Genomic DNA, 15,347 nt, shown 5'->3' with positions numbered 1-15,347 from the left:
TCAGGGAAAAATATACATTTGTGGCGTGGTATGTCGGAAGAAGTGGTTTTTGTAAGGAGGGCGTCAGGTCTCGTCAGGGAACTGTCGTGGATCGACGTGGCCTTGTGGTCTATAGCCTGCCCCGCCGCGTCGGGTATGACCTTCTACGCTGTTAAAGTACTGGGCTACCCCGATACCTACGGTGGCAACATAGCGCTAGCGTTCTTCCTAGCGGGACTGATATTCCTCCCGTTGACCATAGCGTTCTACTACATTACGGCGTCCTTCCCGAGGTCTAGTAGCATGTATGTCGTGGTCTCCAGGACGCTCCACTCAGTGTTAGGCTACATCCCGTTCTGGTACTACATCGTGGGCGGTGGCGGTGCCATGACAGCGGGGTTCGTAATGTACATCGGCTTAAAGGCGTTCAGCGGCCCGCTCGCTGTTGCCGGGGTCGCCTCTAATAACCCGGCGTTGATCAGCATGGCTAACGCACTCATAGACCCCGTAAACCAGCTAGTGATATCGATAATACTAGTGGCCGTACTCTGGGCTCTCAACATGGGCGGTATCAAGGTCATAAAGTGGACTATGAGAATAGCCACGATATTACCCCTAGTTGTCACAGTTCTCACGCTCGCAGCTCTAGCCTTCGTGGGGGCCGACAACGGGATGGCGGCCTTCGACTCCGTCTACGGGCCTGGGAGCACCTCCAAGATCATGAGCGTCGCCTTCAACGAGGCTGTCAGCAAGCAGTACAACGTCCCTGTTCTGACAGCCAACCCACTGCTGATCGGTACGTACGGGATGCTGTTCTGGACACTATGGGCCTGGTCCGGCCTCGAGGTGACTACCTTCATAGGTAGCGAGGTGAAGGACCCCAGCAGGTCTTACCTCAAGGGGCTCTTCACCGGTTACGCGGTGGTCATGGCCCTCTACTTGTTCAACGCCATCATACTACCCTACGTCTTCAACTACGACTTCCTCGCCGCCTACGCCTACTTGAGGGCAAACTACCCGGACGCCCTGGCGAGCATCCTACCCGGCAAACCTCTACCAGAGCCCTCTGTACCCTTCTACATAGCAATCGCCTTCCCGAACCCAGTCCTAGCCATCATAGTAGGCCTGGCTTACTTCCTGTGGTACCTAAACACCGCTATACCGGTCTGGGTAGCGGCCGTGAGAGGCTTCTTCTCAATGAGCTTCGACAGAGCCCTGCCAGAGAAGCTAGCCTCTGTATCGCCCAGGTTTGCCGCCCCTACCTGGGCCAACCACATCACAGCCATTATAGCCGGCCTGGGCGCCATAATAACGTACTACGAGAACCTAGGCGCTACCCTCGCCACTGCCCTGATCTCCTGGTTAGACTTCAGTCTGTTCATATTCGTCTGGCCTGTCGGCCTGGCACTAACACTACTACCCTGGTGGAGGCCCGAGATCTTCGAGAGGACGGTTTTCAGGTCGAAAGTAGCGACTTCGGTGCTGGGTATAATAGTCTTCGCCATCGGCTGGTGGCTCATGCTCTACACGTCGTACCCTGAGCCCTCGGTCCAAATGGTCAATATCGCTGCCGGCGTACTAGGCGTATCGATCTACGTGTACATGATGGCCAAGAACAGAGCGAAGGGTATAGACCCGAGTAAGATCTACGGGCAGATACCCCCCGCTTGAAACCACGTTTTTTACCTCTCAAACCATAGAATAGAGTGTGAGATGCACCGGTATGGTCTCCCGTATATTCTTCTCGGTCGACGTCCACGGCTCTACACTAGTATGGAGGAAGTGGATCAAAGCACAGGAGATGTACAAGGCCAACGTCCTGGTGTTGTCCGGCGACTTGACCGGTAAAGTCTTGGTCCCGATCGTCAGGCACAGCGACGGGTCCTGGACGGCCCGCTACTTCGGCTCGAGGTGGGTTATGAAGAGCGAGAGCGAGGTGGCGGCTTTCGAGGAGAAGCTGGAGGGTGCTGGGGCCTACTACGTAAGGGTCGACGAGAGAGAGCTGGAAGAGCTGAAGAACAACCCAGACCTAGTCAACAGGGTCATGGTTGAGAAGATGGTCGAAAGGATGAGGAAGTGGCTGGAGCTACTCGTCAGCAAGGTCGACACGAGGAGTGTGACCACGGTTGTGATGCCCGGTAACGACGACGAGTGGGTGATCGACGACGTGATAAAGGAGTTCGAGGACAAGGGGGTGGTGTACCCCCTCGAAAAGGTCTTCACGGTGGAGAAGCTAGAGGTAGCGTCGTCACCCTACGTCAACCCGACCCCCTGGAAAACCCCGCGAGAAAAGGACGAGAAGGACCTCGAGAAGTACTTGGAGAAACTTATATCGAAGTTGTCCGACCCGTCCAAGTCGATCTTCAACTTCCACGCTCCGCCTTACAACACGATGCTAGACCTGGCGCCCAAGCTCACCAAGGACCTCAGGGTTGTTACGGTCGCCGGTGTACCACAGTTCGAGCATGTGGGCTCTAAGGCTGTGAGAAAGGTGATTGAGAAGTACCAGCCCGTTATAGGTCTACACGGTCACATACACGAGTCGGGCGGGCAGGACATGATCGGTAGGACGGTTGTCGTGAATCCCGGGAGCGAGTACAGCGAGGGGGTACTTAAGGCCTACATCGTGGAGATCGAGGGGGAGAGGCTAGTTAACTACTACAAGATAGAGGGGTAAACCGCCTTGTCCTCGAAGCGCGTTGCGTTAAGCGCCGACGAGTTCGTCAAGGAGGCGGTTGGGATAGTCTCAAAGGCTTCGGAGAGAGGCGTCGTGCTAAGAATAATAGGGGCGCTGGGAGTGTACATCCACTCCGCCGACAAACCCGGCGCGATCAGTCTGTACGAGAAGCTGGGGAGGTTCAAGGGGGAAGGCCTCGTCTTCACAGACCTCGACCTGATAGGGTACAGTAAGCAGAGGAAGGAGATCATTGACCTGTTCGAGAAGGAGCTCAAGTTCAATTACGACCCTTACGTGAAGGCATTGTTCGCCGGTAAGAGGCTTATCTACTACCACCCCCAGGACCTCTACCACGTCGACATATTCTTCGACAAGCTCGAGTTCAGCCACGACATCGACTTCGGCAGTAAGCCTGGCAAGGGGTTGCTCGAACTCGACTACCCCACCATCTCCCTAGCACACCTTGTACTGGAGAAGCTCCAGATACACGAGATCAACTGGAAGGACCTAGTCGACCTCGCAGTCCTGCTCTACTCACACAACCTGTGTAGCCTCGAGGGGTCTAAGAGTAGAGAGTGTATCGACGACGACCTCATAGCATCCGTCCTCTCCGACGACTGGGGCTTCTGGTACGACGCCATGATAAACCTGGCCAAGCTGAGAGACATGCTCATGAACAAGCTCGCCGAGGGGGCGTTGACAAAAGACGTAGTCGAATTGGTGCTGGGTAGAGTCAACTCACTAGTCAACAAGGTCGAGTCTACACCCAAGAGCAAGGCTTGGATTAAGAGGTCTAAGATCGGCACTTCAAAGCCGTGGTACAGGCAAGTAGAGGAGCTGGAGAGGTAGTTAATACCTGTAAACCTCAACGTGCTTCACCGCCCGGCCTGTCACGGATGGCACCTTTAATACAGCTCATCGGGTAAAAGAGTGTGGGGAAAATCAAATATTCGTCTTGAGGTTTATCGGAAGCCCTGTTTGTTAATCCCCAGTCTGAGCAACCCTTACAGCACGACCCTATAACCCAGTAGAGTTGAGACAACGAGTACGGTGCTTGACAAGGCTATCTGGACGCTGCCGAGGGCGTGTCTCGTGGTACACCGGTTGGTAGTCCTGGCTCCGAGCAACTCAATGTGTGTACCGGAGAATCAACTAGAAACACTCCTGTCTCGCCAGGCTCGAAGCCCCACCCCTATTTAGGGTCTGGGGCTTTAAGCCCGTGACCCCCTCCACGCATGTGTCGCCGTTGGTAGTCCACCGAGGAACATAACGAGGCCGGTGAAAGGCCCCTAGCCGAATTCGCCGATTAGGCCTTTAACAAAGTTACTTGTACACCGAGTATAGATCAGTACGTTGACACCACTCCCCCGATAGGATCTCAACTACAGCCGTGTGGCCAGAACGACTCGTACGGTCACTCCCGGTTACAAGGTCGCGCACTACAGGTGTTTCCTTCTTTAAGAGGATCCCATGCGACTTCAACCAGGGGGAAACTAAGTGTCAAGCGAGCCCGTCGAGGGGGAAGCGAGGGACCCTCTGGCACATGAGATACAGGAGCTCAAGTTGAAGGTTGGCGAGATATCCGACCGGCTCGACGTGCTGAGCAGGGCGACCATGGACATGAAGGCCGATATATCAAAGCTGTCGTCCGGGCTCGAGAGCCTCCAGAGGGAGGTCTACAAGCTATCCGAGTCGTTCGGCCACATAGTCGAGGACATAGCCCGAAGTGTCCTACCCAGTATCCTGTTCACCAAGATGGGTGTCTCGGTTGAAAGCCTTGAGAGGAGGTTCTTCGAGCTGGACGGTAAGACAGTAGAAGTGGACATCTACGGGCTAGGCAAGAGGCTGGCGGAGGGTGAGGCAGTCGTGGTCGTTGGGGAGGCAAAGGCCAGGATCCACGGCGAGGACGTCAGGCTCTTCCACGAGAAGGCACAGAGGATACTAGGGCACAACGGATGCGTAGGCGACCCGGTACTCGTGATGTACGGACTATACCTCCACCCGACAGCTATCGAGGAGGCCAAGAAGAGGGGTGTGTCCCTGATCTCCCCGTACCTCGAGCTCGTAAAACTTAAAGCTCCCAACGGGGGATTAACAGGTCACAGTCAACAAGGGTAGGTTATTTCCAAGCACATGATCAAAAATTATTTAAGACCGGGGGCAAAGCTTTAACGTATTATATGCAAAACAGTTATATAGGGGAGAGGATAGAATATTAATTGCCGGGTCTACACCAGGTTTGGGCGCTAGGTCTAGGCTAGGGTGAAGCTTAGGCTGGGAGGGCAAGGCGCCGGGTTCGCTAGCCCGGGCGAACCGGGCTGGCGGGTCTGGTGCTTCTGTCTTCCCAGTCTAAGTATAGCCCTGGTTTAGTCCTAGTGCTCAAACTGGGGATAAGCCGGCTACTCCTAGTAGCATCCTAACTAGGCAGACTACCACACGCTTTTTATAGGCTCACTTAACTTATGGAACCTAGTAGGGGCCGGTTATTTGCGAGTTCTACACACGTCTGACCTACACTTAGGCTCGCGCCTCTTCTCCGAGAGCCCTGTTTTCAAAAGGGTGTTCCTGGAGTCTCTCAGGGAGATCGCCGAGGTGGCCACGGCTAAGTCCTGTGACTACCTGGTCGTAGCCGGTGACTTGTTTGACGCGAATACCCTCAACAGGTTGGACACCGAGACCATACTCAACTCCATCGACATCTTCAGGGAGTTGAGGAGAGGAGGTGTAAGAGTAGTCGTCTCGCCGGGTAATCACGACTACCACGTGGACGAGAACGGCGTCCTAGAGATATTCGAGAGAGCGGAGCTGTTGTTGAAGCCGCGTGTCAGGGTAGGCGACGTTATCGAGACTAAACCGCTAGAGCTAGGCGACCTCGCGTTCGCGGCCATACCGGGCTTGAAGAACTCCTCCGAGGTAGACTACGTTGGCTTTAGGAGGATTAGGGTTCTCGGCGCGTCGAGTAAACCCATGGTAGTCATGCTCCACAGTATCGTGGACATAGGAGGCGCCCGGGTCGGCGAGCTAGTCCCCAGGCTGAGCGGCCTAAAGTCTATAGCCTGGGGGGACGTCACTCAGTTGTTCCCACAGGCCAGGTACTTCGCTCTAGGGCACGTCCACTACCCAGTACCCCTAGACAGGCGGGGGCAGGTAAGGGCCGCCTACCCTGGCGCCCCCGTCGGCTACGACTCGAACGACCTGCTGGACACGTTCTTCCTAAAGAGCAAGGGATTCAGGAGGAGGGTCCTCGTAGTCGACCTAGACAAGGAGCCTCCAGTCTACGAGGCGGTGGAGCTCTCCAATACGCCCGACGTGGAGTACGTCGAGCTACCCGAGAGAGTCGACCCTGCGACTGCTCAAAACAGGCTGGCTGAGGCTCTGGCAAGGCTCAAGGGGAGGTGGCGGGTCGTGGTGGTCTCTCTGAGCAAGGGCACGGACAGCAACGTCCTCAACAGGCTGAGGAGCACGGCCGAGAGGGAGGGCGCCTTCGTTTACTTCAGGACTAGGGGCGTAGACGACACCTCCCCCTTCACTCTCCCAAGCATAGTCCAAGTCGCGGACTTAATCGAGGGCGAGAAGAGGCTCATCGCCCAGCTCCTCCCTAGGTACGGCTTAAAACTGACACCAGAGAGGGTGCAGGAGCTGATCGACATGGTCTCTAGAGGTGCCCCCCTGGACGAGCTAGTCGAGGATGTAGTCGAGGCGGTCAGCGATGTCGGGTAGGAGGGATGAGCTGAGCGACAAGTTGAGGGCTGTTGTAAAGCTGATGCTCGAGGACTACAGGAGCCTCGGCAAGGTAGAGGTCTTCCGCGTCCGGGACGACTTTTTCAAGTCCTTCTACGTGCCCACCCCGTTCAGGGGCGGAGTCGACCAGACCGTTGTATTCGTGGACTCAGGCCACACCGGCAGGTCCTACTCGACAGACAGCTTCTACCTAGTACTCATGAACATTGGTGGAGTGCTCAGGAGCGGCGAAAAGATAGAGTACTTCGGGCATAGAGCCGGGGGGCCAGAGGTCGAGGGGTACATCTTGTACGCCTCGATAACTTCTGACGGCTTCAAGGTGGCGATACACCCTCTAGACGACAACTCTCTCCTCGTGGACGCTTCGCGAGCCGAGGACGTCTCGAAGAGCTTGACCAGCCTAGTGACACGCGGCTACAACAGATTCCTCAGAGGCGGTCTAGACTACTGGGAGATGGGTGTTAAGTACTTTAGGCGCGCCGCTAACTACTTGATATCCCTCGTTGAACTCTCGTACTGCGTCAAGGTGCTTAGTACAATCAAAGACTCGATATGCGTACTGGACGGGACCCTGGTTAGGTGGTTCGGCGCAGTCCAATTACGGGCGTGGCTCGGGTTCGACGGGCTAGATATCGCCAGTATACTCTCGGGGGTCAGTAGAGAGGAGATCCTGAGCCGCCACCTCTGGAGAATCTACGGCATAGCGAAGACCACGAAGTTCACGGTTATCGCAAGGAGCAGAGCACTGCTGAGCTCAGTAGGGGGAGGCTATGGCTCAGTAGGCTCTGAGAGCGTGGAGAGAGCGGCGAAGTTTCTACGCGATTTAGGCGCGAGGTCGAAGAGTTTCACTGAGCACCTGCTCAACATAGTGAACCCCCCTGTCTTCCACGACAACGACCACAGTATCCACGCTTTAAGGGCACCCGTCACTGTTGATGGAGTGAACGTTTTCATGTTTGGACTCTACACTCGAGGCCCCCTCATAGACGCCAGGCAAGCCTACTCTGTAAACGAGGAGGTCGTCGAGGACTCGTCTGGCAGGCTATCAACAGCCGTCGAGTCTGTTTTTTCGAGGCTCACGCGGGCGCCCGGCTATCCTCCACTAGGGTTCTTAGAAGTCGACGCGCTGGTGAGATTGAAGAAGGAGTACATCAGTAACAAATTCGAGCCCAGGATGCTGGTGTCTATCATCGAGGAAACTGGTGGTAAATACCACCCTCTAGCAGAGTTTTTCAGACCCAGCTTCGAGAAGAGACTGGGCTATGTGAGGGGGCGCACTTGAGCACGGCTGGCTTTATAGCGGGCTGGAGGGAGAACAGAGTAGTTATACAGTTCGCCAGGGACTTTAGCCCGGCTATAGGAGACTTCTACTACGTAAACCAGGGGGGTAGGAAGACCATTCTACAGTTGACGTCCCTGAACAGCTGGATGGAGGCCGTGGTACCCGCGATAGAGGCGTTGCACTCCTCGGCCTTGATATCGGACGCGTACACGCAGACAGGGCTCGCAGAACCCTTCCTCGAGTACGACGAGAGCGAGGGAGCGCTTTACACACCATCCTCACTACCGAGGCCCGGAAGCCCGGTCTTCAAGGTAGACCCGCTGGACGTTACAAGCACTAGCATACTGAGTAAGATCGGCGAGGCGGTCAGTGAAGGAGTCCCGGCATGCTACCTCAGAGCAGGCCTCGCGACGCACGCGAGGCTTAGAAAAAGGACGTACTTCCTCTCCTCGAAGATTAGGCTCCCAGTAGACAAAATGATACCGAAGCACATCCTTGTATCGGGCCAGACCGGAGCCGGTAAAACGAGTGGCGTGAAGGGTATCGTGGTCTCGGCGACCGCCTACTCAGACCGCCCGATCAACTGGGTGATACTCGATAGACACGGCGAGTACTCCGGCCTCACCGGCGGCGTGGACTTCAAGAGGGCCCTGGAGGTCGTCAGCACGTGGAAGAACGTCGTGATAGACACTATCGTCCTCGACTACACGGCTGGAGACACCGCACTGGGTGTCAGGAGAACCCCGATATCCCTGGCCGACATAGAAGTAGACGACATCACTACGGCGATGAACCTCGGCGAGGACTCCTCTGCTCAACTAGAGGAGTTGCTGGAGGCTCTCTCTATTGTCGTGCTCGAGGCGTGTAGTGAGCGTTTGCTGAGCGGTTCGGTGTGCCAGCACCTGATCACGCAGACGGGCGACGAAGTCGTACCCAGGGGGCACCTTTTCTCGTTGTACCTGCTGTTGTTCGACAACGCCATAAGAGCAGAGGCAGCTATGAGTGTGGAGACGAAGACAAAGTACGGCTTCCACGAGTACCTCCTAAACAAGGGGTTCCAGAGTATTCAAGTCTTGAGGAAGATGAAGAGGGAGATAACGGAGACACTCAACATTAGAACCCGGCCCAAAGTCTACGTCGACGCCAAGGGTAACAGGAGGTACGTCCACGTTGTAGACGACTCGTCAAGCGTCTTCAAGACCATCGAACCGCTGAAGGAGCCGGAGAGTGTGGCAGCGATCCTCTACGTCCTCCTCTATGCTCTCAATAGACTCAAGGGCTTAGACTCATACCCGAGTACCGGGCCGTACAAGTTCATCCCTCCAGGACTTGACTCCCGAGTGAGAGAAGAGCTGATCGCGAGAGCTAGTCAAATACCAGTCACGGTCGACCCAGGAATGTCGTTGACCGACCTGGCTTCCCACCTAGACGACGGGAGGCTGTTCGTAGTGGACCTCTCGCGGGTCACCACTAGGGAGGGGGATGTGGTAGCACTCGCTATCGCGCGGAGAATCCTAGAGGAGAGGATGCGGAAGGGCCCAGCCACAGCGGCGTCCTTGCCCCCCGTAGCGCTTGTATCCGAAGAGGCACCGCTCTACCTGAGTAGCGAAAAGGTGAAGTCGGTGTACAACCCGTTCGCCAGGATCGCGAGAGAGGGCAGGAAATTCAACATAGGCATAGTGGCTATAACGCAAATGGCCACGATGATGGATAGGCAGATCCTCTCCAACTTCAACACCATTATTGCGATGCGCACCAACCACGAGCCTGACCTAGAGTTCTTCAAGAGCATAGGCATACCCGAGGAGACTCTACCTCTCCTGGGCGAGAGAGAGGCGTACCTGTACTCTGTCGACATCCCGATCAGAAAACCCCTACCAGTGTACCTGCCCGGCGACTTCGAGGAGGACTTGATATTCTCGAGCCGTGGAGAGGAGGCCCACCCCGTCTTAGACGAAAAGGTCTACAAGATGCTCACAGAGGAAGAAGGGTCTTGAGGATCCTGGGCGTCTACTTGGAGAACATCAGGAGCTTCCGCAAGGGGCTGATCGTTTTCCCGCCAAGAGGCATAACGGTCATCCAGGGGGAGGTCGGGTCGGGGAAGACAAGTATCCTCATGTCCATCGCCTACGCCTTCGAGACCCCGACAGGGGGTCGGGTAGAGTACGCTGACGCCTTCGCCACACCGCAGCCGAGGCACCTCCTCAGGACGGGGGAGTCTAGAGGTCTCATACGGGTCTTGGTCAAGCAGGGCAATAGGTTGTTCCTCCTCGAGCGGGTTCTACAGAGGGAGGGCGACAGGGTGGTTAACAGCGGTAATGCGATATACGTGTACGAGTTACTTGGAGAAGGCGGGTTACAGGTAAAGCCTGTACTCAAGCTCAGGCTCAGCTCGGGCGAGTACATCGAGAAGCTCCGGAGTCTACTCGGGCTCGTAGAGAAAAGCGGCAGGCAGAGGCCCGAGGTGTTCACGAACATCATCTACTCCCCACAGTTCAACTTGACGAGCATACTCGAACTCGAGCCATCCAAGAGACGGGAGGTTATAGAGATAGCACTCGGTCTATCGCGGTACACCGACTTCAGAGCTAACGTGTCCAAAGTGATCGACGCCATCGGGGAGAAGGTCAAAGGAGTCCAGCTAGAGCTCTCGAGGCTAGAGGACACGTTGAGGAGCCTCGACAAGCAGGGGCTCCAGTCAAGAGTCAAGAAGATTGAAGAGGAGAAGGCCAGAGTAAAGAGAGAGCTCGAGAAGGTGGTTTCTGCGAGAGAAAAGGCCGAGAAGGAGCTCGAGGACGTCAACAACGACATCCTCAAGGTAAACTCCGTTATACAGGAGAAGAGGGGTTTGATCTCCAGGCTGCAACAGGAGAACAGGCTTCTCAGAGACAAGATCAACGCTGTCAAGTCCAAGTTAGCGTCTTACACGCAGGTCCTCGGGGTCTCCTTAGACAACCTGGACGAGGCGACTAAGAAGGTCGAGGAGGAGATCCGCGCGATCCAGCAGAGGGAGCTGGGGCTAAGGGAGAGACTCAACGCTCTCATAACCAGGGAGAAGGATGTGATAGCCGAGGAGAACAGGCTCGACGCAGAAATCGCGATGCTAGAAAGGAGGTTGGGCGAGGTCGAGAGCGACTACAGGGAGAAGGAGGGGATAGTCAAGAAGGGGATCTGCCCCGTGTGTGGCCAGAGAATACCCCACGAGCACGGGCTCAGGCTACTGGCAGAGCTAAGGGAGAAAGCAGCGAAGATAAAGGAGGAACTAGAGGAGGCGCGGAGGAGACGCGGGGTGGTAAGAGAGGAGAGGTCCCGGCTGAGGTCCGAGATCGATAAAGTACAAGCGGAGCTAGTGGACTTGTCCGGGACAAAGGACCGTGTCCGGGAGGCGGAGAAGCTCCTACTGGAGTTGAAGAGCCTAATGGAGAGGGTCGCCGAAGTCGCCTCGAACGAGGAGGCCATCAAGCGGATGCAGCAGGAGGTAGAGTCGCTCGAGGCCACGCTGAGGGAGAAGAAGGAGAAGTACGCCAGCCTGAAGAACGAGCTGAACAGGCTACGGGAGGCCGAGAGGGCTATGAGCAACAGGCTCTCAGAGCTGGAAGGGGAGTTGAGGACCCTGAACGACCAGCTCCAGAAGATCCAGGTGTTGGAGGAGAAACTGAAGTCTCTTCGATCAGAGCTCAACAAGCTGGTGAACAGTAGGGAGGTCGTCAAGAAAGTGGCCGATATGGTCGACGAGGTCAGTAGAGTGCTGGCACAGGAGACCTTCAAGTTCGTCTCCGAGAGCTTCACCACAATATTCACCATGCTAGCGCCGGACAAGGCTCTCAGCATAGAGCTGAGCAAGGACTACGAGATCCGCTTCTACTACGCGACCGAGAAGGGGAGGGGGCTGGTAGTCCTACCAAGCGGAGGACAGCAGTCGGTGGCGTCGCTAGCCCTCAGGCTAGCCGTGAACCAAGCCCTGAGGGCTATTAGCCCGCGGCTCAAGGACTCAACGCTGTTGTTGGACGAGCCGACGATAGGTCTAAGTAGAGAGCTCGTGGCCAGGCTCAGGGACCTGTTAAACAAGCTTGACGAGGAGCAGAGGGCGCACATTGTCGTAGTAACGCACGACACGGACCTGCTAGAGGCGGGGTCTACTAGGGTAAGGCTGGTGTTACGCGAAGGAGCCACACAGGTGTCGTACGAGGGGGAACTGGACAAGAACTACAGGGCGTTCGTCGAGAGCCTCATCGAGAAACCGCCGTGAACTACGTTAAATGTCGGCCCTGGCCACTCTCTTCATCGACTCCGGTCTCCAGGAAAGGGTTTTCTCCCCACCCGACCTAGCCTACGCTTTGGAAGCCTTTAAACCACACCTCAGGCACGGTAGGTCTTGCATAGAGAGGGCTTCTCGCGTAGCATCCCGAGAAGATTGGCGTACTGGAGTACCAGGTCTCCACTGCAGTGGAGGGGGAGCAACTCCTTCACGCCGAGCCGTTTGAGCTCCATAACCGTGGCTCTCGCCTTGTACTCGGGCTGCCCCGACAAGTGTAGCCCGCCTACAACCCTCTCTACTTTGAACCCTTCCTCGACAGCCCTGCCCACCATGTAGTGAACGCCGGGGTGGCTGCAGCCCACGAACATAGTATAGCCGCCGCCCGACTCTACGAGTAGTGCCTGCTCGGATATCTGGGATTCGGGGAAGGGTATAACGTAGACGCCTCTGTACAACTCTCTTACCCCTTTCACGACTACAACTTCCTTGAGGCCGATCAAATTGAGCCACTCCTGCAACCCCTTGTGCTGTCCGTGTGGGACATACACGGTGGGTCCGCCTGAGGCAAGGGCTTTCAGACCCCCTGTGTGGTCGGTGTGCGGGTGGCTGACCACCACTAAGCGGATCTTGGACAGGTCGAGGCCAGCCGTCCTCGAGTTTTTCAGCAATACCTCGGGTCTACTTCCCGCGTCGAAGAGTAGGCTTAAGCCCTCCAGCGATATGTGGACTGAGAGCCCGAAGTCCCTAGTACAGCCTTCGATAAAACTGGGCAGGTCGTCGTAGATCACCGTGTACTCCAAGGATCGCACTCCCTGCGTATAGTAGGATCCGTGCTGTACCGTAAAACTATTTTGTGGGGGTCTGATTAACTAGTTACCGGCCTCATCAGCAGCCGCGGCGTTCGTAGAGTGCTTCTTCGGGTGGTGTGGGACTTGTACAAGGTCGTGGGTAGAAGGGTCATCCAAGGCGGGAGGTTGAAGGAGTTCGAGGTATTTTTCAAGACCAAGTGGAGACGGGGAGCCAAGAGGATGTACCTCGTGGGCAACTTCACTAGCTGGTTTCCGGGATTTAAGAGGCTGGCTAAAACCGGGGAGGAGGGGCACGCTAGACTTTACCTCTACCCCGGTACTTATGCTTACTGGTTCCAAGCCGACAACACCCCGACGCCTATCTTAGACGAGGAGAACGAGCGGACGGCCGTCCTCCCGAACATAATGCACCCCGAGAAGCCGGGGATTAAAGGTAGCCTCCTCGACCTGGCTGTTCCAGACGACCCTTTCGAATACGTTATTCACGACGAGAAGGACCCAGCGTACCTACACCGCTTCTCGGGGTACGTGGTTTTCAGGCTCAGGACTGGTAAACGGGTTGAGGCAGCCTGGCTACACATAGAGGGGGGAGATAAAGGGCCAACAGCCGTCCACGACCTCCCCCTGGAGAGGGTATTCGAGTTCGTTGTCCCCGAGGAACGCCTAGGCGAGTCGTTCTCGTACCACTTCCAGGTCTGTGCTGAGGGTGTGTGCCTAGAGTACGGCTTCAACGGGGTGGGTAGAGGGGTCCGCCCGATCAAGACCCGTAGACGCGAACTACCGGGCTTGGACAAGCCCAAGTGGTTCATGGGCACCGTCTACTACCAGATATTCGTAGACTCCTTCTACAACGGCGACCCCAGCAACGACCCGCCCGTCAAGATAAGGCGGCTGGCACCGAGGGAGCACGGGTACTACGGGGGCGACCTGAAGGGGGTCTTAGCAAAGGTAGACCACTTAGTGAGGCTCGGCGTCGAAGCCGTCTATCTCACTCCGATATACCCCGCAGGGACTTACCACAGGTACGACGTGAGAGACTACTTGTCCGTGGACAAGTACTTGGGCGACATCTCCGTATTCAACGAGCTGGTCAGGGAACTCGAGAAACGCGGGCTGAAGCTCGTGCTCGACATCACACTACACCACACGGGCGCCTGCCACCCGTTCTTCGTAGACGCTCTCGAGCACGGGAGGGCGTCGAGGTACTGGGAGTGGTACAACTTCCTCGACGACCCGTCGAAGTACGTCGACCAAGGAGTCGTAAGGATGTTAAGAGACTGCGACGTCACCGCACTCAGGGAGTACCTTCGTAGGAGAGCACTGACTACCCCCTTTTACGAGTCTTTCTTCTCCAACTGGCTTATGCCGAAGATCAACCACGAGAACCCGGAGACCCTAGACTACTTCGTCGGGGTAGCGAAGGCGTGGATGGAGCGAGGGGTAGCGGGCTTCAGGGTAGACGTAGCCCACGGTATCAAAGAGGAGTGGCTTGGAAGCTACTACCGTAGAGTCAAGGAGCTGAGCGACGACTTCCTAGTCCTAGGCGAGATATGCGACTACCCGTTCCTCTACAGGGAATACATGGACTCCTACATGAACTACTGGCTGAGATACTGGCTGGTCTCTTCTATAGCCCTCAAAAAGACGGGGCTGAGGCAGGCAGTCGAGATGATAAACCTCCAGATAGCCAACCACCCTTACCCCCAGCTCCTCTCCCTCTACAACCTCCTCGGCTCCCACGACACGCCGAGGGTCAAGACGCTCGTTAAAGGCGACAAGAGGCTCCTGAAGCTACTAATAGCGCTCAATTTCACGCTCCCCGGCTCCCCGGCGGTGTACTACGGCGACGAGGTCGGGCTAGAGGGTGGAGACGACCCCGACAATAGAAGGCCCATGCCATGGGATAGCAAAGACTGGGACCTCGAGGTTTACGAGGCCTACAGGACTTTCATAGACCTGCACAAGAAGCTCGAGGAGCTCAGACACGGCTTCGCAAGTGTGAGGCTGTGCCGCGACGACGTGATCGTGGTCGAGAGATGGCTTAAGGGGAGGGTAGTCGGCCTCTTCAACGCTGGTAGCGAGCCTGTGGAGGCCTCCCTTTGCACCGCTACCGAAGGTCTCCGAGAAGTAGTCTCCAGCGAGCCGGGGCCCGCTATCGGTTCCTTAGGCTTCAAGATTTTCGCCTCCCCTTAGTACTCCCGACTCTACACTCGTCTAAGACGCTGCTCTCGGAGACCCCGCCAGCCCTTACTGTGACGCCCTCTATGGACAGGAGCCTCTCCTTGACTCTACTCCCCCCCATACTGTAGCCGCCTACTCTGAGACTAGACATCACCACACGGTGGCAGGGGACTACAATCGGCTGCTTGTTCTCCTTTAGGACGAGGGCCACCAGCCGGGGGCTGACGCCGAGAATGTTTGCGATGCACTTGTAAGTTGCGACCTTCCCCACCGGTATGGTGGACACTAGCATGTAAACGGCCTCTCTCAGGTCTTCCAGGTGTGCCTCTCTGAATATCCCGCGTTCGTACACTAGGAGTGGTATCCTCGCCAAGGGCACCAGCTCGGGTGCAGTTAATATAACACGGGGTAGTTCTTAAG

Annotated in this window: 11 protein-coding genes; 9 read left to right on the top strand and 2 right to left on the bottom strand. The window is 56.3% G+C overall.

Annotation, left to right across the window (positions count from 1 at the left end):
• The first annotated feature begins 30 nt into the window (after nucleotides 1-30).
• The 8 genes from TCELL_RS06625 to TCELL_RS06590 all read left to right on the top strand — a co-directional run bounded on the left by TCELL_RS06625 (nucleotide 31) and on the right by TCELL_RS06590 (nucleotide 11,928).
• Nucleotides 31-1,650, top strand: coding sequence for an APC family permease (locus tag TCELL_RS06625; RefSeq protein WP_014737967.1), 1,620 nt, complete (start codon nucleotides 31-33; stop codon nucleotides 1,648-1,650).
• A 52-nt stretch (nucleotides 1,651-1,702) separates the two neighbouring features.
• Entirely contained in the window at nucleotides 1,703-2,656 is a 954-nt protein-coding gene (locus tag TCELL_RS06620) for a metallophosphoesterase family protein (protein WP_014737966.1), read from the top strand.
• 6 nt (nucleotides 2,657-2,662) lie between these two features.
• Complete coding sequence (locus TCELL_RS06615) at nucleotides 2,663-3,505, top strand: hypothetical protein (RefSeq protein ID WP_014737965.1); 843 nt, start codon at nucleotides 2,663-2,665, stop codon at nucleotides 3,503-3,505.
• Between the two features lie 648 nt (nucleotides 3,506-4,153).
• A complete protein-coding gene (locus TCELL_RS06610) occupies nucleotides 4,154-4,774 on the top strand; it encodes a DUF8196 domain-containing protein (protein WP_014737964.1) in 621 nt (206 codons plus the stop codon).
• 369 nt (nucleotides 4,775-5,143) lie between these two features.
• The gene (locus tag TCELL_RS06605) at nucleotides 5,144-6,376 is read left to right on the top strand and encodes a metallophosphoesterase family protein (RefSeq protein ID WP_014737963.1); all 1,233 of its coding nucleotides are present in this window, start codon (nucleotides 5,144-5,146) and stop codon (nucleotides 6,374-6,376) included.
• Nucleotides 6,366-7,679: a hypothetical protein gene (locus tag TCELL_RS06600; RefSeq protein ID WP_014737962.1), complete on the top strand. Its 1,314-nt coding sequence runs from the start codon at nucleotides 6,366-6,368 to the stop codon at nucleotides 7,677-7,679. Before TCELL_RS06605 ends, TCELL_RS06600 begins: the two co-directional genes overlap by 11 nt.
• A complete protein-coding gene (locus TCELL_RS06595) occupies nucleotides 7,676-9,676 on the top strand; it encodes an ATP-binding protein (protein WP_014737961.1) in 2,001 nt (666 codons plus the stop codon). The genes TCELL_RS06600 and TCELL_RS06595 overlap by 4 nt, the downstream gene beginning before the upstream one ends.
• Entirely contained in the window at nucleotides 9,673-11,928 is a 2,256-nt protein-coding gene (locus TCELL_RS06590) for an AAA family ATPase (RefSeq protein WP_014737960.1), read from the top strand. Before TCELL_RS06595 ends, TCELL_RS06590 begins: the two co-directional genes overlap by 4 nt.
• Before the next feature lie 110 nt (nucleotides 11,929-12,038).
• Here TCELL_RS06590 and TCELL_RS06585 read toward each other — a convergent pair whose 3' ends face one another.
• Nucleotides 12,039-12,737: an MBL fold metallo-hydrolase gene (locus tag TCELL_RS06585; protein WP_014737959.1), complete on the bottom strand. Its 699-nt coding sequence runs from the start codon at nucleotides 12,735-12,737 to the stop codon at nucleotides 12,039-12,041.
• 123 nt (nucleotides 12,738-12,860) lie between these two features.
• On the opposite strand from TCELL_RS06585, the gene TCELL_RS06580 reads away from it, so the two are divergent.
• On the top strand, nucleotides 12,861-14,939 hold the full coding sequence (locus tag TCELL_RS06580; protein ID WP_420834842.1) for an alpha-amylase family glycosyl hydrolase: 2,079 nt from the start codon (nucleotides 12,861-12,863) through the stop codon (nucleotides 14,937-14,939).
• Here the strand turns inward: TCELL_RS06580 and TCELL_RS06575 are convergent.
• Nucleotides 14,917-15,306: an MGMT family protein gene (locus TCELL_RS06575; protein WP_420834836.1), complete on the bottom strand. Its 390-nt coding sequence runs from the start codon at nucleotides 15,304-15,306 to the stop codon at nucleotides 14,917-14,919. The genes TCELL_RS06580 and TCELL_RS06575 overlap by 23 nt on opposite strands.
• Between the last annotated feature and the right edge of the window lie 41 nt (nucleotides 15,307-15,347).

Source organism: Thermogladius calderae 1633 (assembly GCF_000264495.1).
Taxonomy (GTDB): Archaea; Thermoproteota; Thermoprotei_A; order Sulfolobales; family Desulfurococcaceae; genus Thermogladius; species Thermogladius calderae.
This window is presented reverse-complemented; position numbering and strand designations above follow the sequence as displayed.

Coding starts and splice junctions, on each gene's coding strand:
- TCELL_RS06600 (WP_014737962.1), top strand. CDS start 6,366: ATGTCGGGTAGGAGGGATGAGCTGAGCGACAAGTTGAGGGCTGTTGTA.
- TCELL_RS06625 (WP_014737967.1), top strand. CDS start 31: ATGTCGGAAGAAGTGGTTTTTGTAAGGAGGGCGTCAGGTCTCGTCAGG.
- TCELL_RS06620 (WP_014737966.1), top strand. CDS start 1,703: ATGGTCTCCCGTATATTCTTCTCGGTCGACGTCCACGGCTCTACACTA.